Genomic DNA, 19,401 nt, shown 5'->3' on the forward strand with positions numbered 1-19,401 from the left:
TTCACTTGCGGTGACACTATATTCCCTACATTTTCTTTTTTCACTTGCGGTGACACTATATTCCCTACATTTTCTTTCTTCACTTGCGGCGATACTATATTTCCTACATTTTCTTTCTTCACTTGCGGCGATACTATATTTCCTACATTTTCTTTCTTCACTTGTGGCGATATTATATTCCCTACATTCTCTTTCTTCACTTGCGGCGATACTATATTATTTTTTTTCGTTTGCGGAGAAATGATATTGTTAGGTTTCATTTTACTAATTTGAGGAGCAATTAACTCGCTGCCTTTTTTTATTACATCCGAAATTTTATATTCTTTTTTCGGTTTTATTGGTGGTTGTGGCGGTTGCGGTAATACATTTACCGAAAACTTCGTGTTTTCTTTTTCCGCCGGTTTTTGTTTTTCTATCACAGGTGGTTTTTGAATAACAGACGGTTTTTCAACTGGTTTCTCTTTTTGAATTGGCTGTTCTTTTTGCACCTCTTTTTGCGGTTTCACCTGTACTTCTTTTTGCGGCTTTACCTGCATTTCCTTCTGCGGTTTTACTTGCACTTCTTTTTGTGTTTGTTGCATAGCTGGCTGCTGTGTAATTGGTGCTGATTGATACGTAACTTCTTCTTCATCTTCTATTCCAAGTGGAGTTGGTGTTGCTGCAAATTCTTTTTGTTGCACTTCTTTTACGTATTGCTTTGGAGGCGCTGAACCTGCTCCAGCCTGTTGTTTCATGTGAACACTCTTGGATGGCACTTTAATTTTCATACCTGGCATGATTAAATCTGGATTACTAAGTTGTGTATTTGTTTTTTTCAACGTATCAAAATCCACTCCGTACTTTTTCGCAATTTTCCAAAGGGTATCCCCTTTTTGCACGATATGAATTTTCAAATTTTCCCCCTCCTGTATAACTTATCTATAAGTAACAAATCTCATGAAGTAACTCTTTCTAAATAACATTAACTTCTTTTCACTTTTATCACTTCTTCGATTTTCAATATCATTCGAAGTGGAATAAGCATAAAGAACCACAATGATTTCTTCAAAACAATGTATGCCCATTTTGTTCTTGTTATGATTATATGTATGAAAAAAAGCAACGGGAATACCGTTGCTTTACACACGCTCTAACATACGATTTAATGCAAGAACCGCTTCTGCCGTTACTTGTTTATCTACGCTAATAACGTTAATTTCTTCTCCTCTTTCTATCGTTTCAAGTACCCATAATAAGTGAGGCAAATCAATTCGGTTCATCGTTAAGCATGGACACATAAATGGATTAAGTGAAACAATTTCTTTATCTGGATGTTGCTGAATAATTCGGTTCACTAAATTCATTTCTGTACCAATCGCCCATTTGCTACCAGATGGCGCCGATTCAATCATATCAATAATATATTTCGTTGAGCCTGCATAATCTGAAGCAGCTACAACTTCATAGCAACATTCTGGGTGTACAATAATATTCATATCAGGATGATTTTTTCGTACGCTCTCAATGTTCTTCACTGTAAAATTTTGATGAACAGAACAATGCCCTTTCCATAAAATCACTTGAATTTCTTCTATATCCCCATCGTACTCTAATGAATCTGTGTGTGGGTCCCATACTGCCATTTTATCTAACGGGATACCTAAATCGTACGCTGTATTTCTCCCTAAATGTTGGTCTGGTAAAAAGACGAGACGCTCTTTTTGAGTAAACGCCCAAGATACCATTTGCTTTGCATTAGAAGAAGTTACTGTTGCTCCTCCGTTACGACCACAAAACGCTTTAATTGCAGCTGTAGAGTTCACATATGTTAACGGAATCATCGTATCTCCAAATAATTTCTTTAACTCTTTCCACGCTCTTTCTGTCTGTTCAATATCTGCCATATCCGCCATCGAACAACCTGCACGTATATCTGGTAAGATGACAACTTGATCATCTGTCGTTAACATATCTGCTGTTTCCGCCATAAAGTGCACCCCGCAAAACACAATATATTTTGCGTCTTTATTGCTCGCTGCAACTTGCGCAAGCTGAAGTGAATCCCCTGCTGCATCTGAAAATTGTACCACTTCATCTTTTTGATAATGATGCCCTGGAATGAATAACATTTTCCCCATCTTCTCTTTAATTTCACGAACACGCTTTTCCATATCTTCCGTTGACATCGTGTAATAACGCTCTGGTAACATCGTTTCAATTGGCTGTACTTGTTCTAAAATACTCATATACGTTTCTCCCCCTCTAAGCCACTTTCCTTACCCTTCAATATTGAAACTAATATCAAGTGCTTTCACTGAATGTGTTAACGCTCCAAGTGAAATATAATCTACCCCTGTTTTTCCGTATTTCGATAAATCTTCAATTGTGATGCCCCCTGAAGCTTCTGTAACGATAGCGCTTGGTACAATTTTCGAAAACTCCCGGATTTCATCTGGCGTACGATTATCGAACATAATAATATCCGCACCAGCAGCAACAGCCTCTCTCACCTGTTCCTCAGTTTCTGTTTCTACTTCTACTTTCACCATATGTCCTAACTTTTCTTTCACTGATGTAACAACTTTTGTAATAGAACCAGCAAACACAATATGATTGTCTTTAATCATGACACCATCATATAAACCGAAGCGATGATTAAATCCACCACCACACACGACTGCATGCTTATCAAACATACGTAGTCCTGGCATCGTTTTTCGCGTATCACAAATGCGAGTATGGCTACTATCTAAAGCAAGAACCGCTTTACGCGTCATCGTCGCTATTCCGCTCATACGCTGAATAACGTTTAATATAACGCGCTCTGCTGTTAATAACGATGCAATTGGCCCTTGCACAGTTGCAATGATTTCGCCTTTTTCTACAAGATCCCCATCTTTTTTATGAAGCTCTACTTCAATTCTCTCATCAATTAATTTAAATCCTGATTCAATTACTAAACGTCCTGCAAAGACCCCTGTATCCTTCGCAAGAAACGTTCCTTTCGAAAGTAAGTTATCTGGAAAAATAAGCTGAGATGTTACATCTCTTTCTCCTATATCTTCTAAAAAAAATCGATTTAATGCTTCTTTAACTTTTATCGTGTTCATAAAGCCCCTCTTCCCCTCATCACACAAGTTGTAGTTTTCTCTTTACTCGAACAATTTCTTTCCTATATTTTTATCTGGATAATCACTTCGGTAATGCCCGCCAATACTTTCTTCTCTTTGCAGGGCTGAAACAACTATAAGCTCACAAACTGTTAACATATTAATAAGCGTTATCTCTTCATTCGTAAGAACATCATGTTGTAATATCATATTTCGAACACCATACTTACTAAGCCATCTCTTCGCATAAGATAAACTTTGCTCTGTTCGCACAATCCCAACATATTTCATCATGCATTTTTGTATTTCTTCTTTCGTCGGTAAATGATTCAGAACGATAAACTTTGCTTCTTTTTCAGCTAGCATGTTCACCTTTTCTTTTGTCTCTCTAGATAAAATGTGTCTTCCGATTCTTCCTCCAAACACAAGACCTTCTAATAATGAATTACTCGCTAATCTATTTGCACCATGAACCCCATTACAAGCTACTTCCCCGACTGCGTATAGGTTCGGAATAGACGTCTCTCCATCACAGTTCGTTTTCACGCCACCCATGTGAAAATGAGTACCGGGCACGACTGGAATAAGGTTTTTATTTATATCGACTCCATTCGTTTTACATATCGATGACACGGTCGGAAAGCGTTGTTCAAAGTTTTGAATCATTTCGATGTTTAAGTACACTTTTTCACCCGCAAGTAGCTGTTCATGAATAGCCCTTGCGACTACATCACGAGGCGCTAAATCCTGTTCGTAATGTATATCCATCATAAAACGCTGCCCTTTGCCATTTATAAGGACAGCTCCTTCTCCGCGAACAGCTTCGGACACGAGGCCGGAACAACGCCCACCCGCGTATAACATCGTCGGATGAAATTGTATAAACTCTAAATCTACAAGCTCTCCGCCTGCACGGTACACCATTGCAAGTCCATCACCTGTAATTGTCTCATCATTAGAAGTAAAGGCGTATAAACCGCCAATACCGCCTGAAGCTAACACCGTATAATCTGCATTGTAACGTTTCAGTTCTCCTTTATTGTTGCGAGTTAAAACCCCAACACATTTATCTTTTTCTATAATAAAATCGAGCACCATTTCCTGTTCCACTACCGTAACGTATGGAGCTACTTCTTGAATAAGATGCTCTAATAAATTCTTTCCTGTTGCATCGCCACCTGCATGTAAAATACGACGTTTTCGATGCGCTCCTTCTTTTCCAAGATGAGGACCTGTTTCATCTCCATCAAATTTCATTCCTCTTTCAATAAGGTTATTAATTTCTTTCGGTCCTTCCTCGACTAAATAACGGACCACTTCTTCATTGTTATAATGACACCCTGCTACTAACGTATCTTCAAAATGATCATTAGGATTGTCATATGTAGCTACCGCTGCGGCAATTCCACCTTGAGCTAAATGTGTATTATTACTACGTTTCGTCTCCTTTGTGATAATAATCACATTCTTTTCGTGACAAATCTCTTTTGCAACACGAAGTGCCGCAACGCCACTTCCAATAATTAAGACATCTGCACTTGGCATAATTGTTGCCTCCTACTTTACACTTTTCAACTGTCTTGACACCTATATTTACATAGTTTTAAAATAATGACAAGAGTTTTTTTATAATTCTTATTTTCACTACCATTTAAAAAGTAAAAGAAATGTAACTCTTACTAGAGAGAGGAACTTACATGATGATATATCTTGACTATGCAGCTACTACACCTATGAGCGAGGAAGCGTTACAAACATATATGAAAGCAGCTTCGCAATACTTCGGAAATGAACAAAGTTTACATGATATTGGAGGAACGGCTTCTTCTTTATTACAAGTTTGCCGAAAAACATTTGCGGAAATGATTGGAGGCAAAGAACAAGGAGTATTTTTCACAAGCGGTGGATCGGAATCGAACTATCTTGCAATTCAATCACTTCTAAATGCCCGAAATAAGAAGCATATTATTACGACACCTATGGAACATGCATCCATTCGAAGTTATTTTCAATCTCTAAAATCAAAAGGCTATACGATCACTGAAATTCCTGTTGATAAAAGCGGACTCATTTGTTTAGTAGATTTAGAGGCAGCTATTACAGAAGATACTGTGCTAGCAAGTATACAGCATGGAAACTCTGAAATCGGAACCGTTCAAAACATTACAAAAATCGGGGCACTTTTAAAAAAATATAATGTTTTATTTCATACGGATTGTGTGCAAACGTTTGGTAAACTGCCTATCCATGTTTTTGAGATGGGGATTGATAGTCTTTCTGTTTCAGCACATAAAATATACGGACCAAAAGGTGTCGGCGCTTGCTACATAAATCCGCAATCTCGCTGGGAACAAGTATTTCCAGGAACTTCTCACGAAAAAGGATTTCGCCCAGGTACAGTAAATGTTCCCGGCATCGCATCTTTTTTAACAGCTGCTGAAAATATATTAAAAACTCAATGGGAAGAAAGTTTACGTTTTAAAGAGTTACGATCCTACTTTTTAGAGCAAATACAAACACTTCCGCTAGAAATTGAAGTAGAAGGCCATTCTACTTCTTGTTTACCACATATTGTTGGGGTTACAATAAAAGGAATAGAAGGTCAATATACTATGCTAGAATGTAATCGTCATGGTATTGCCATTTCCACCGGAAGTGCTTGCCAAGTCGGTAAACAAGAACCTTCGAAAACTATGCTTGCAATTGGAAAAACGTATGAAGAGGCCAAACAATATGTCCGCTTCTCTTTCGGACAACAAACAACGAAAGATCAAATTGATACTACTATTCATGCACTACACACAATTGGAAATCAATTTTATAGAGGTGTTAAATCATAATGAAACAAAATGAACAAAAAAAGATTTTAGGTGAAGAAAGACGACAGCTTATCCTCCAGTGGCTTCTTGCTGCAAATGAACCGTTATCTGGGAATGAACTATCGAAAAAGACGAACGTAAGTAGACAAGTTATCGTGCAAGATATTTCCTTGCTTAAAGCACGAAACGAACCAATTATTGCGACTGCTCAAGGTTATTTATATTTAAAGCCACAAGAGAAGCAACAAACTTTCGAACGCGTAATTGTATGCCAACATAAACCAGCAGAAGTACGTCAGGAACTTACAATGCTTGTTGACCATGGCGTTACGATTAAAGACGTAAAAGTTGAGCATCCTGTATACGGTGACTTAACAGCATCCATTATGGTAAGCAATCGCTTTGATGTAGAGCAATATTTACAAAAAATCGAAAACACAAATGCTTCCTATCTTTCACAACTAACAGATGGTATTCACTTACATACAATCGAGGCAGATTCTAAAGAAAAATTAGATGCTGCTTGTGAGGCACTGGATAAAGCAGGATTTCTCGTTTATTAATGTAAAGCACAGAGTTTTTATCATTCTCTGTGCTTTTTTAATGCTATAATATTGTAATCAATCGTAAAGGAGATCAAATATGGGAATTGAACTCGTTCACTTTAGCATTGGCAAACCGAAACAAATGAAATATGGCGAAGATAAAGAAATGATAACAGGTATATGTAAAGCTCCTACAGAAGAGGCCTTTCTCTCAAAAGACGGATTTCGTGGTGATGACGTAGCGGATTTAAAACATCACGGGGGACCTGATCGTGCTGTTTGTGTGTACCCACACGAGCATTACGCACTATGGGAAGAGGAATTTCAAACTACACTTCCCGCTTCCACATTTGGTGAAAACATTACCGTAACAAATATGTTAGAGCATGACGTATGCATCGGAGATACATATCAACTAGGCGAAGCAATCATTCAAGTAACGCAAGCTCGCGTACCTTGTAGCACAATTTCAAAACGTCTTGGCATCCCTGGCATTTTGCCGCGCATTGTAGCAACTGGATTTACTGGCTACCTATGCCGTGTTCTTCAAGAAGGTACTGTACGTAAAGATTCTAAAATTACATTACTAGAACGTCAACCCGGCAATGTTTCTGTTTTGTTCTCTAACGAAATTTATTTTCATAATAGAAAAGATAAAGATGGCATTGAAAAAATTCTTGCTGTTCCAGAACTAGCTGATATTTGGCGTGGTCAGTTAGAAGATCGTCTTGCGAAGTTAAAATAAAGTGAAACTTTAATCAGCCCTCACCAATCGGGCTGCCCGGCAAATAGCGGGATAAAGAATCCCACCTTTTGCAGGTGGGATTTTATTAATCTATCAAAAAATATACTAGGCAATGAAATGATATGGACGATTAGGCAAATACAAATATTTCATCTACATCTTACAACCAATAAGAAGAATAACTCCCCAGCACAGTAACAGAAAAACCGAGTGCTTCAAGTTCCATCGTTACGCCTGGCAATAATACGTCATCGTATGCTTTATCGACATCGATTAAGAAAAAGTAATTTCCAAGACCTGTTTTCATCGGACGCGATTCGATTTTTGATAAGTTTAATTTTCTCCATGCGAAAGCTGATAGCACTTGATATAGGGCACCTGCATAATCTGCAGGTAACGTTATCATAAGCGTCGTTTTCTCTCCGCGGTTTTCTCCGTTATTCGGGAGTATTGCTTTCTTTTTCTTATGGAGTACTAGGAAGCGTGTATGGTTATTTTTATGCGTATGAATACTACGTCTTACAATTGTTAATCCGTATTTTTCTGCAGCTGCTTCATTTGCAATAGCGGCAATTTTTTCTTCAGGATGTTCTTTCACATATTGCGCAGCGGCACTTGTGGATGTCATATCTCGAACAGTTACTCCTTTTAATTCTTCATTTAAAAACTTATGGCACTGTGCAATGGCATGCGGATGAGAATGCACCGCATATACTTCATCCCACACTTCTGCATACTGCGGATGTACAAGTAAATGCTGCTGAATTGGTACTGTAATTTCTCCTACAATAGAAAGCGGCTGCTCATGTACAAGATAATCAACCGTTATATTCACTGAACCTTCTATTGCATTTTCTAACGGTACGACTGCGAAGTCTACATTTTCATTTGCAGCTGCATCTATACAATCTGGAATCGTTCGATACGGTACATGATCTGCTTCCGGAAAAAAACGACTCACCGCCATATTTGTAAATGTTGCTTCTGGTCCTAAATATCCTACTCGAATCATCGTCTTTTCCCCTCTTTTTCGTTTTCTTACTGTTATACCATACTTTTTTATATTCTTCTATGTAAATTTCGAATATTAAAAAAAGACTAGCATTTGCTAGTCTAAATGTTTCTTATATTCCCTTTGAGCGAAGAAGAAATAAATGATACATGCTACGATATAAAACAGAATGAACAAACCTACTTTTTTTAATGATCCATCCATAAAAAAAGTATTATGAAACGTATATAACGCAACTGCACTATGCATACTCCCTACTATAATTGGCGCAAAAAATAGCATACATAATTGCCAACGAGAAATTTTCCATACTTCTTCCTTCGTCATTCCAAGTTTAGAGAGTGCACCATACTGCTTTCGGTCCGATGCAATATTATGGAACCATTTAAAATACACGATACTACATGAAGTAAGAAAGAATAATATACTAATAAACGAGCCCACAAATAGAGTAATATCGCCGCCTTCTTTCATACTTACATATAACTCCATATTACTTCGAAATGCATTATTATTATCTTGTTTCATATGTTTCCGTAAATCTTCATTCAATTTCCTCGTCTTTTCGATATTTGATAATGTGTAGCCTCTATATATCATCTTTTCAGAATCAGGAACCTTATTTGCTATATTGTCAAAGTCTTCATCATTCATAACGAAGAACAGACCATTAATGTACGAAGGGTGATAGTTAAATTGAACCCCTTCTTTCTGACCGTTAAATACGAATTGATATGGTTGATTCATTACTTGCAATTGAATCTCTTTTTGATTATATACATTCGAATTATTGTATTTATTATAATAAACGAGTGTCACTGTATCTTTTTTAGGATGATATGTTTTCTGTTTTTGTTTCCTCGCTTCTTGGTTATAATCACTTTCTTTTATAAGCGGTGCTATTGTTGTTTCTCCTTTATTAGACTGAAAGGATGCATACACTCCAACAAAACTCATATATTGAAAATCATCATACCCATATTGATTCAGTAATTTTTCAACCGCACCTTCTTCAAAGACTTCATAAGTAGAAATACCTTTTTCTATGTACGAAAACGAGTGTACCCCTCCCGTTCGCCACATATCTTGCATGCTAGAAAAATACAAGAACACCGTACCTGTTGCCGTAACTACAAACGTCGTTGCCATAGACATCAGAAAGAAAAAGCGACCATTTTCCTTCATTCGATGTGACAATTGATTCACTATAAATAAATATGGATATGTATACATAATCTTTTTATTTCGCTTTATCATTTCTAACACTTGGGTAGCACCATGCGCGAAAGAAAAATACGTTCCCAAAAAGACAAGTATAGACACAGGGAAAAAGTATATTGCTATCGTAGCCATCGTCACTTGTAGCGCTAACGCATATCCTATCCCTAAACAAATAAAGCCGAATATACAAAGCCACTTTGATGTTTTCTTCTCTTTTTTATCTGTTCGAAATTCTTTCAATAACCGAATGATTTTTATATTCCATATACGTAAAGCACTTATAAAAGATAACAGAATAAAAACGACCATATATGTAATAAATGTTACACCCATCGCACTTACGTCAAATATAACAGGGAGTTCTTTCGGAAGCCCCAGTAACATACTAAACACCATGAAGAAGAGCTTTAAAAAGATCAAGCCCAGCCCTATACCGAAAATATTAGCAAAAATTCCAATTAATATTTGCTCGGTCATAATTACTCCTATTACGTTAGACTTCGTTGCTCCCATTAACATATATAACCCTAATTCTTTCTTACGTGCTTCTATGAAAATAGAAGTAGAGTACAAAATAAATATGACGAAAAAAGAAATAATTATAACATTACATATGATAAGTCCCCAGCGTACGTTTTGATACCACATCGTCTCTTGCATATACGGATGTACAATGACAGACATATATGCAAAAGATGCAAATATCGCAAAACAACTACTTAAGAAAAACACTTTATAATTACGCCAATTTCCTTTTATATTTTGCAGCGCTAGTTGCCGAATGTTCATCTATCTTCCTCCTGTAACTTACTACATAGGCAAAAAGCTAGAGGTTCCCCTAGCTTTTTACGTGTTTTAAATATCCTCTTTGCGCGATCATAAAGTAAATGGCAGAAGCTAAAATGTATGCTCCAATTACAAGCGCACCTGATTTCCACAAATTAATATAAAGCATTTTCCCTAACGTATGAAGAGCAAATCCACTATGAATTGAACCGATTAAAATTGGTATAAAGAAGATAACTCCCATTTGTCGAATCGCAATTTTGCGAATTTCTTTATCTGTCATACCGATTCTCTTTAACGATTTAAATTGAATGCGATCTTGTTCTTTATCGTTAAACCATTTAAAATATGTCATACTACAAGCGAAGAAGAAGAACAGTACCGCTACGAAGAAACCGATGAACATTGTAATTGCTCCACCTTCTCTTATATCCTTATACGCAAACACTGAATTTCTCAATTCTCCTTGCTTTTCTGGTGCAATTTCATTTTTCAAATCTAATACAAGATCTTCTGTACTTTTCCAATTCTCAATATAATAACCGTAATATTTCGTCTTTTCTTCATCTGGTACTAGTTTTGCATATTTCTCAAAATCTTGATCATTTACAACGAGATATTCACTATCATTAAAAACAGAATACTGCGTTGGATTATTTAATTGAACAGACTGCTTTTGTCCGTTAATTGTAAATTCATACGGTTTCGTGCGGTCTATCTTCATCAGTTCATTTGACATATCGACCATAACCATCGTTGCACTGCCTGGTGCATTATGAACTTCTGTAGGTTGCTCTCTCTTTTGTTTACGCACTTCCGTATTATATTCTTTTTCTGAAATAATCGTCATCGGTACTTCATGTTCACTATTAAACAACGTTATTTTCTGTGTTGCCGGTAGTTTAACGTAGGTTACTTTTCGCGCATCTTCAAATCCATGCCTCTTCACAAGCTCCTGTACCTTTTCTTCATTAATAAGGCTATGCGTATTTAACCCCTTTTCCTCATATGAAATAGCGTGTGGTGTAAGTTCTACCGTTTTCGCACTCAAATTTTCAAAATATACGTAAAGCGTGCCAACTGCCGAGGATACAACCGCCGTAATAATAGAAATTACAAATAGAAAACGAGCATTATCTTTCATTTTATAAATAAGGTTACTAAGGACGAACATATTTGGGTACGTATAAAAAGATTGTTTTCGTTTTTGCAATGCTTTTAATACGACTGTACTACCTTGTGTAAATAGTAAATACGTTCCGCCAATTGTCAGTCCTACCACCGGTAAAAAGAGGATGAGGAAATTCAGAAACGTTACTTGGAAGCTAAGTACATACGCAGCAATAATACATCCTATACCAACTACACATAACCATGTAAATGCAAACGGCTCTACTTTTTGCTTTCTTGCTTCTCTTAATAAATCAATAATTTGCAAGCGCCCGACTGTCCAAACACTAAACAATGATAGGATTAAAAATAGAATAAAGTATACACCAGCTGTAATAAGAATTGCTTTACTATTCCAAACGAGTGGAAGTGTCTTATCTATTTTCAATAATACGCTTAACGCTTGGAAAAATAATTTTGAACAAAGCATTCCAGCCCCAATACCAACTACAATTGCAATACTACCTAACATCAGTTGCTCTAATATAATCATTCGGCCGAGCTGCGATTTCGTTCCGCCAATTAATGTTAGTAGACCAAACTCTTTTTTTCTTGCTCGTAAAAACGTTGAATTTGCATATAAAATAAAGAGTGCCGAGAAGATGACCACAATATAATTCATCGATTCTAATCCTTTTGTGATCATCTTCCTCATACTAATATTACCGCTTACGACATCTGGATGATAAATAAAAGAAGCATACATGAAAAATACGACAATCGATAAACAACTACTTATAAGAAACGCTTTATAGTTACGCCAATTTCCTTTTACATTATTAAGCGCGAGCTGGCGAAAGTTCATGATACTCTCCTCCTAGCATCGCAAGTACGTCCAGAATTTCTTGGAAAAAGGCTTGTTTCGTTCTTCCTTTATGTATTTCCGAGAAAATTTCTCCATCGCGTATGAAAAGGATACGTTCACAATAACTAGCCGCTACTGGATCGTGCGTAACCATTGCAATCGTTACTTTCTTTTGCTCGTGTAAATCTTGCAGAGCGCCCATTAGCGATTTCGCTGACTTCGAATCTAAGTTTCCAGTTGGCTCATCTGCTAAAATTAACGTCGGTTCATGAATAATTGCTCTTGCTGCTGCTGCACGTTGTTGTTGTCCGCCTGATACTTCGTATACTTTTTTATTTAATATTTCTTCAATATTTAAAAACTTTGCAATCTCAAGCACTTTCGCATCGATTTCATTTACAGATTTCTTCGCCATTACAAGCGGTAAAATAATATTTTCTTTAATCGATAACGTATCAAGTAAGTTAAAATCTTGGAAAATGAACCCTAAATGTGTACGGCGAAACTCCGCTAATTTTGCAGCACGCATTTGATTAATTTCTTCACCATTTACAAGCACATGACCTGAAGTTTGCTTATCAATTGTTGCTAATAAATTTAAAAGCGTCGTTTTTCCGCTTCCTGAAGGACCCATAATCCCTACAAATTCGCCTTCTTCTATTTTAAAATTTATATCGTTTAAAGCAGTCGTCGCTACTGAACCTTTTGATTGGTACACCTTCGTTAATCCTTTTACTTCAAGAACACTCATTTCTAATCCCCCTATGTGTTTTCTTCTTACATTTACTATAAGAAAAATAAGAAAAAGAAACGAGTGATTTCCCTTACAAAACGTTTTGTTATCTTACAGTTTTGTCATTTTTCTCATTAATGTATGATACTCTTCATCTTTTGCAAATTGGAACGTGAATGTTGTTCCTTCTCCTTCAGTCGATTGAACATATATTCCATGATGTAAATTATCGCAAATTTCCTTCGTAATATATAAGCCCATCCCAGTCGCTTCTCTCGTTTTACGTCCATTTATTCCCGTAAAGAATGGATCAAATATGCGCTTTACGTCTTGCTCTGGAATACCAATTCCATTGTCCTTAATATGTAATAGCACCTTTTGATTTTTCTCTTCAATTTGAAATTGAATTTCTTTTTTCTCTGCCGCTGAAATTTTTGTATACTTGATTGCGTTTACAACAATTTGACCTATAGCAATACTCAGCCATTTTCTATCAGATGCAACCATACAAGTATCTTCTTCAAACATCACTTTCGGAAATACAGACGATTGAATGAAGGATTTTCGATTTTCATTAATAATACCTCGCACGACATCTATAACATTTACTACTTCTACTTTATAATCCTTCGCAAACTGCTCTAGCCTTGCCATATGTAACGCTAAATCTAAACCATTTAGTATACGGTTATTTTCTTCACGAATACTTTCAACTGTTGCTCTTGCCTCACGATGCTCCTTGCCAAACTTCTGCAACAATAATTCAATAACAGATACTGGTGTTTTCATTTGGTGAATCCATTGGTTCATAAATATCATTTGCTGTTGCTCTTTCGCATGCTGTTTATGAACTTCATTCATATATTGCTGTCTTAATAACGTAAAAGATTCAACGACCATTTCTTGCTCTAATGTATAAGATTCATCAATAAGTAAAGAGTCATGTAATGTATTTCCGCCAGTAACATACTTTTTGATACTCTTTAAAAACACACTCCGTTTTCGGTAATCGTAAATGAGGTATACATTAAACACAACTGTTCCTAATAAAAGTCCATATAACCACGTACTCCAATCAATGGATTTCTTTTCTAAAAGACTTTGCAACTGCAAAACAAGCCCAAATAAACAAAGGCTAACAATATAAGAAAGAATTAAAGAAAAACGGTCCATGAGGTAATTTTTAACCTTCATGCCCTTCGCCCCACTCTGTAAGAAGCGCATAACCATATCCACGTTTCGTTACAATTGCATTTTTAATGCCTAGCTCTTCTAGTTTCTTCCTTACACGTTTTACATTTACGGTTAATGTATTATCATCCACAAATGCTACTTCATCCCATAGAGCTTCTAACAGTTCTTCACGCGTTACATATTGATTCACCTGTTTCATTAAACACTCTAATAAGTAAAACTCATTTTTTGTCAGTTCAGTTTGTTGTCCCTGCCACTCAACGATATGCTGGGACGGGAATAACAACAGTCCATTTACACCTAAACAATCACTCTCAGCAGCAGAGGCATACTCTCCATAGCCACGGCGAAGCGCACTCTTCACCTTTGCCATTACGATATCTAAATGGAATGGCTTCGTAATATAATCATCGCCGCCATTTTCAATCGCCATTACTTGATCCATTTCCCCTGTTCTTGCAGAAACAAAAATAATCGGCGCATTCGATACAGTACGAATTTGACGACACCAATAAAAACCGTCAAAGTACGGTAAATTAATATCAAGTAACACAAGATGAGGATTTATTTTTACAAACTCATCTTTTATATGACGTAAATCACTTGCTCTAAATGATTGATAGCCATACCTTTCTAAATGCTCCTCTAATATTCCCGCAATTTTCTCATCGTCTTCTACAATTAATATTTTATACATGTTCTTTTTCTCCCCATAAAAGAATTCTTTTACATTTACTCCTTTTTCCATTATAAATTGAAAATTTAATTAGTGGGGATTTTTTCCTATATAAATCCGATTTTTACGATATAAAAAAAGACTGCCGTATTTCGGCAGTCTTAATCGATAAATTCAAATTCATATTCAAGAATTTTCACAATATCTCCGTCTTTTGCACCACGTGCACGAAGCGCTTCATCAATACCCATTCCGCGCATTTGACGAGCGAAACGACGTATAGATTCATCACGTGAGAAGTCTGTCATCTTGAATGTTTTCTCGATATCGTAACCAGAGATAACAAACGTGCCATCACTTTCACGTGTAATTTCAAATTTAACACCTTCAGTATCAAATTTGTACATTACACTTGTATCAGACTCATCCGCAACTTCATGTATTGGGAATTCTGGTGTTGTTTCTATTAAGTTTGCTACTTCAAACAGTAAGTCACGAACACCTTGTCTTGTTACAGCTGAGATTGGGAAGATTTTTACTTCGTCTCCCACTTTCTCTTTAAATGCTTGTAAGTTTTCTTCTGCATCTGGCATATCCATTTTGTTTGCAACAACAACTTGTGGACGCTCAGTTAAGCGAAGATTGTATTCTTTCAATTCATTATTAATCGTTACGTAATCTTCATATGGCTCACGGCCTTCTAAACCAGACATATCAATAACATGCACGATTACACGTGTACGCTCAATATGACGTAAGAATTGGTGTCCAAGTCCGACGCCAGCATGTGCGCCTTCAATTAGTCCTGGAAGGTCAGCCATAACGAAGCTGCGGTTATCACCAGTTTCAACAACACCAAGATTCGGAACGATTGTTGTGAAGTGATACTCTGCAATTTTCGGACGCGCTGATGATACAACAGATAATAATGTAGATTTACCTACACTTGGGAATCCAACAAGTCCAACGTCTGCTAGTACTTTAAGTTCTAGAATGACATCACGCTCTTGACCTGGTTCCCCGTTCTCAGCGATTTCTGGCGCTGGGTTCGTAGCTGTTGCAAAACGTGAGTTACCACGGCCACCACGGCCACCTTTTGCAATTACAGCAGTTTGTCCATGCGTTACTAAATCGGCAAGAATTTGACCAGTTTTTTCATCTTTTACTACTGTTCCTGGCGGAACCTTTACAAGTAAATCTTCAGATTTACGCCCGTGCTGACCTTTACTCATTCCGTGCTGACCGCGATCAGCTTTGAAATGACGTTGGTAGCGGAAGTCCATTAATGTACGTAAGCCTTCCTCAACTACGAAAACAACATCTGCACCTTTACCGCCGTCGCCACCTGCTGGGCCACCTTTAGGAACATACTTCTCACGACGATACGCAACCATACCGTTACCACCGTCGCCGCCTTTTACATATATCTTGACCTGATCTACAAACATTATTTCACCACACTTTTTTCAATTGGTTGTAATATAACTGAGACTTCTTCGTCTCGCACTGTATAAGAAATGGAATACCATTTATTGTTTTGGATCGCAAGCCAATTTTGTAGTTCTTCTACACTCGTTAGCTTACCACGAAAATCAAAAAAGAAACGAGCATTCTCCGCGTCACATTCAATTGTGATACAAACATAATTTTCAACATATACGTCTAAACTATGCTGAAGCATTGAGAAAAATTGATTCGTCCATGTACATACAGTCTCATCTAAGTGAGATAAGTTATGTAATTTCCCTAATACTTCGTACTCCAATAAGCACGGCTGCTGTTTCCAATTATATGTTAAAATCCACTCTGAAAATAAAGGCATTGATAGCCCCATCAGATTGGATTCTTGTCTCGCTTCTTGGACAAAACGATCGATGAGACTATGAATTTCTTCCACTTTTCCAAGTGAAAGGTTTCCTTTCACCATCTGCATACGATTGAGCCAATCATGTCTTGAATGGCGCAATGCATCTATAATTGTCCATTTTTCATTCATTTAGATACCCCTTAATATAGAAAAACTCTAACCTGCACTCAGGTTAGAGTTTTCCGTGAGTTCTTATGCTTCTTGAGCAACAGGATATACGCTCACTTGTTTGCGGTCACGGCCAAGACGCTCAAAGCGTACTACGCCGTCAACTTTCGCGTATAAAGTGTCATCGCCACCACGACCAACGTTAACACCTGGATAAATTTTTGTACCGCGTTGACGGTAAAGAATTGAACCACCTGAAACCGTTTGACCATCTGCGCGTTTAGCACCAAGACGTTTTGACTGAGAGTCACGACCGTTCTTTGTACTACCTACACCTTTCTTAGATGCGAAAAACTGAAGATCTAATCTTAACATACGTTACACCTCCTGCACTTTTTCTATTAAACGGATATACTTTCCGTAATCAAGTTCGATCGTCTTAAGCGAAACAACCAATCCTTCTAAAAGTATCTGTGCTTTTTCTGCTGCATGAACGTCTAAATCATTAGGCAATTCATACGTTAAGAATCCGCCATCACTTCCGAGTTCAATAGTTGCCTGCACATTACAAAGTTCTTCCACTGCATTTATAGAACCAAACACAACCGCTGTAGTTCCAGCACAGACAAGGTCTTGTCCATGTGGCGCATAATCGGCATGTCCAGTCATTTTAAATGATTGGATACTTCCTAATTTCGTGCGACTTATCGTAATTTTAATCATGTTAACCAGAATTAAGCGTTGATAGCTTCAACAACTAGCTTAGTGTAAGGTTGACGATGACCTTGTTTCTTACGATTGTTCTTTTTCGCTTTGTATTTGAAAACGATGATTTTCTTAGCGCGACCTTGTTTTTCAACTTTCGCAGTAACTGTTGCACCTTCTACAACTGGGCTACCAACTTTAACGTTTTCGCCACCAACGAAAAGAACTTTGTCAAAAGTAACAGTTTCACCAGCTTCAACATCTAATTTTTCAATGTAGATTGCTTGACCAGCTTCAACTTTAATTTGTTTTCCACCTGTTTCGATAATTGCGTACATACTTGCACCTCCTCTTAATTACTAAGACTCGCCAAAAACGAGGTAGACATAAATGCCTTTAGGGAACCTGTCTTGTGCGGTTGTAGCATATAGCCGTTTAGGTGCTATAAACTATAACATAAAGATGTTACCATAATTCATTGAGTATTGTCAATGAATCTTCTACTAACTATTTTTTCCGTTCTACAATTTCTTTTTTACTTCCAAAACGGATAATAGTGTACTTTTCGATAATATCATCTTTGAAATAAATTTCAAATGGAATATTTTTTTGTAATTCTTTTTGCAAAAATTGTTTTTGCAGTTCTTTAGGCGCAGCGATTAATACTGCCTCATCCTCTATGTTGCCATATGTGATTAATTCTCTCTCTAGCTCATACGCAATTGTTTCATACGACATTACATAACCCGTCGCTTTGCAAGATACACACTCTTCTAGTAATACGTCACGTAAAGAATGTTTTTTACGTTTTCGTGTCATCTCCAAAATTCCTAACTCAGTAAATCCAAGTACTCTTGTATAAGTACGATCATCTTTCATAGCAGCTATGAGACATTCTCTTACCTTTTCTTTATCTTCTCTTTTTTTCATATTAATAAAATCAATTAATATCATACCACCAATATCACGAAGTCTTAATTGGCGTGCAATTTCTTCAGCTGCCATCTCATTTGTGCGAAGTACTGTATCTTGTAAATTTTGTTTTCCAGTAAACTTGCCCGTATTCACATCAATTACAGTCATCGTCTCCATTTGCTCTACAATTAAATAAGCACCATTTGGAAGCCACACAATTTTTTGGAGTGCTTTCTCAATTTCACGCTCTATTCCAAAATGGTTAAACATCGAAGACTTTTCATTATAAAAAGATACTTTTTCTTTTCCAACTTTGTCTTCTAATTCTTTTACTATACTTCTTGTATCTACAACTACTTTTTCAATTGTTTCAATTGGGTTCTCTTGAAATACACGATCTAAAAAGGTCGCCGGTCGATGAAGTAATAACGGCGCCTTTCCTTGATCCTCTTTTCTTTTTAACTCTTCATACAACTGTTGTAACCCTTGCATTTCAGCTTGTATTTCTTCAATTTCCCCTTTTTCAGAAGCAGAGCGGAAAATGTAACCTCCCGTTCCTTCTACTTCAATTTCAAGTAACTGTTGTCTTCTTTTATTATTTTTTATTTTCCGAGAAACAGCTCGCATCTCATCAAACGGCATATAAACGACATATTTCCCGGTAAATTCTATATTCGCTGTCAATTTAGGCCCTTTCGTATCAATTGCCTCTTTCACAACCTGTACGAGTATCGCTTGCCCTTCATGTATACGATAAGAAGGTGGTACATCATCGTATGAAAGATACGCATGTTTTTCTAAACCTATATTTACAAAAGCTGCGTTCATTCCAGCAATTGTTCTTACGATACGTCCAACATAAATATGCCCAACAATCTCTTGCTCTTCATTACGTTTCCATAAAAACTCAACAATCTTTTTCTTCTCTTCAATTGCAACGCGCTTTTCCGAACCAGCGTAATTCACATATAACGTTTTCAAAATTATTTCCTCACTTTATAATCTTCTTTG

The 19,401-nt window shown here is 36.8% G+C and carries 17 protein-coding genes, 2 pseudogenes and 1 other annotated feature; of the genes and pseudogenes, 3 read left to right on the top strand and 16 right to left on the bottom strand.

Annotated elements, in window-relative coordinates; translation table 11 throughout:
- From exsA to nadB, 4 genes and pseudogenes are all read right to left on the bottom strand, one after another.
- A pseudogene (gene exsA, locus ACQRBL_RS22050) lies at positions 1–893 on the bottom strand (spore coat assembly protein ExsA); the annotation flags it as partial.
- A gap of 225 nt (positions 894–1,118) precedes the next feature.
- Complete coding sequence (gene nadA, locus ACQRBL_RS22055; RefSeq protein WP_000025334.1) at positions 1,119–2,225, bottom strand: quinolinate synthase NadA; 1,107 nt, start codon at positions 2,223–2,225, stop codon at positions 1,119–1,121.
- A 30-nt stretch (positions 2,226–2,255) separates the two neighbouring features.
- Positions 2,256–3,089 (bottom strand): carboxylating nicotinate-nucleotide diphosphorylase, encoded by an 834-nt coding sequence (gene nadC / locus ACQRBL_RS22060; protein ID WP_411995656.1) that lies wholly within the window; start codon positions 3,087–3,089, stop codon positions 2,256–2,258.
- Between the two features lie 19 nt (positions 3,090–3,108).
- Positions 3,109–4,634: pseudogene (gene nadB, locus ACQRBL_RS22065) on the bottom strand (L-aspartate oxidase).
- Positions 4,635–4,786: 152 nt separating this feature from the next.
- Here nadB and ACQRBL_RS22070 point away from each other — a divergent pair.
- From ACQRBL_RS22070 to ACQRBL_RS22080, 3 genes are all read left to right on the top strand, one after another.
- Positions 4,787–5,929, top strand: coding sequence for an IscS subfamily cysteine desulfurase (locus tag ACQRBL_RS22070; protein WP_000973780.1), 1,143 nt, complete (start codon positions 4,787–4,789; stop codon positions 5,927–5,929).
- Entirely contained in the window at positions 5,929–6,471 is a 543-nt protein-coding gene (locus ACQRBL_RS22075; RefSeq protein ID WP_000812275.1) for a transcription repressor NadR, read from the top strand. The genes ACQRBL_RS22070 and ACQRBL_RS22075 overlap by 1 nt, the downstream gene beginning before the upstream one ends.
- 79 nt (positions 6,472–6,550) lie before the next feature.
- Positions 6,551–7,198 (top strand): MOSC domain-containing protein, encoded by a 648-nt coding sequence (locus ACQRBL_RS22080; RefSeq protein WP_063548684.1) that lies wholly within the window; start codon positions 6,551–6,553, stop codon positions 7,196–7,198.
- A gap of 160 nt (positions 7,199–7,358) precedes the next feature.
- Here ACQRBL_RS22080 and pheA read toward each other — a convergent pair whose 3' ends face one another.
- The 12 genes from pheA to ACQRBL_RS22140 all read right to left on the bottom strand — a co-directional run bounded on the left by pheA (position 7,359) and on the right by ACQRBL_RS22140 (position 19,371).
- The gene (gene pheA / locus ACQRBL_RS22085) at positions 7,359–8,210 is read right to left on the bottom strand and encodes a prephenate dehydratase (RefSeq protein WP_000621693.1); all 852 of its coding nucleotides are present in this window, start codon (positions 8,208–8,210) and stop codon (positions 7,359–7,361) included.
- A 96-nt stretch (positions 8,211–8,306) separates the two neighbouring features.
- Positions 8,307–10,220 (bottom strand): ABC transporter permease, encoded by a 1,914-nt coding sequence (locus ACQRBL_RS22090; protein WP_411995657.1) that lies wholly within the window; start codon positions 10,218–10,220, stop codon positions 8,307–8,309.
- Positions 10,221–10,269: 49 nt separating this feature from the next.
- Positions 10,270–12,192 (bottom strand): ABC transporter permease, encoded by a 1,923-nt coding sequence (locus ACQRBL_RS22095; RefSeq protein ID WP_001011417.1) that lies wholly within the window; start codon positions 12,190–12,192, stop codon positions 10,270–10,272.
- Positions 12,167–12,943: an ABC transporter ATP-binding protein gene (locus ACQRBL_RS22100; RefSeq protein ID WP_000114529.1), complete on the bottom strand. Its 777-nt coding sequence runs from the start codon at positions 12,941–12,943 to the stop codon at positions 12,167–12,169. The genes ACQRBL_RS22095 and ACQRBL_RS22100 overlap by 26 nt, the downstream gene beginning before the upstream one ends.
- Positions 12,944–13,036: 93 nt before the next feature.
- Positions 13,037–14,119: a HAMP domain-containing histidine kinase gene (locus ACQRBL_RS22105; protein WP_277508152.1), complete on the bottom strand. Its 1,083-nt coding sequence runs from the start codon at positions 14,117–14,119 to the stop codon at positions 13,037–13,039.
- Positions 14,109–14,816 (bottom strand): response regulator transcription factor, encoded by a 708-nt coding sequence (locus ACQRBL_RS22110; protein ID WP_002082113.1) that lies wholly within the window; start codon positions 14,814–14,816, stop codon positions 14,109–14,111. The genes ACQRBL_RS22105 and ACQRBL_RS22110 overlap by 11 nt, the downstream gene beginning before the upstream one ends.
- 140 nt (positions 14,817–14,956) lie before the next feature.
- Positions 14,957–16,243 carry a GTPase ObgE gene (gene obgE / locus ACQRBL_RS22115; protein WP_000497130.1) on the bottom strand — a complete coding sequence of 429 codons (1,287 nt, stop codon included), beginning with the start codon at positions 16,241–16,243 and terminating at the stop codon, positions 14,957–14,959.
- The gene (locus tag ACQRBL_RS22120; protein WP_110497107.1) at positions 16,243–16,791 is read right to left on the bottom strand and encodes a sporulation initiation phosphotransferase B; all 549 of its coding nucleotides are present in this window, start codon (positions 16,789–16,791) and stop codon (positions 16,243–16,245) included. Before ACQRBL_RS22120 ends, obgE begins: the two co-directional genes overlap by 1 nt.
- Before the next feature lie 63 nt (positions 16,792–16,854).
- Positions 16,855–17,145, bottom strand: coding sequence for a 50S ribosomal protein L27 (rpmA, locus tag ACQRBL_RS22125; protein WP_000944957.1), 291 nt, complete (start codon positions 17,143–17,145; stop codon positions 16,855–16,857).
- A gap of 3 nt (positions 17,146–17,148) precedes the next feature.
- A complete protein-coding gene (locus ACQRBL_RS22130) occupies positions 17,149–17,493 on the bottom strand; it encodes a ribosomal-processing cysteine protease Prp (RefSeq protein ID WP_002094147.1) in 345 nt (114 codons plus the stop codon).
- Positions 17,494–17,504: 11 nt separating this feature from the next.
- Complete coding sequence (gene rplU, locus ACQRBL_RS22135) at positions 17,505–17,813, bottom strand: 50S ribosomal protein L21 (RefSeq protein ID WP_000270907.1); 309 nt, start codon at positions 17,811–17,813, stop codon at positions 17,505–17,507.
- A gap of 14 nt (positions 17,814–17,827) precedes the next feature.
- Positions 17,828–17,905: a sequence feature (ribosomal protein L21 leader region), on the bottom strand.
- A 77-nt stretch (positions 17,906–17,982) separates the two neighbouring features.
- Positions 17,983–19,371 carry an Rne/Rng family ribonuclease gene (locus ACQRBL_RS22140; protein ID WP_000855480.1) on the bottom strand — a complete coding sequence of 463 codons (1,389 nt, stop codon included), beginning with the start codon at positions 19,369–19,371 and terminating at the stop codon, positions 17,983–17,985.
- Positions 19,372–19,401: the final 30 nt, after the last annotated feature.

This window comes from Bacillus sp. AF62, from assembly GCF_050312695.1.
GTDB lineage: Bacteria > Bacillota > Bacilli > Bacillales > Bacillaceae_G > Bacillus_A > Bacillus_A cereus.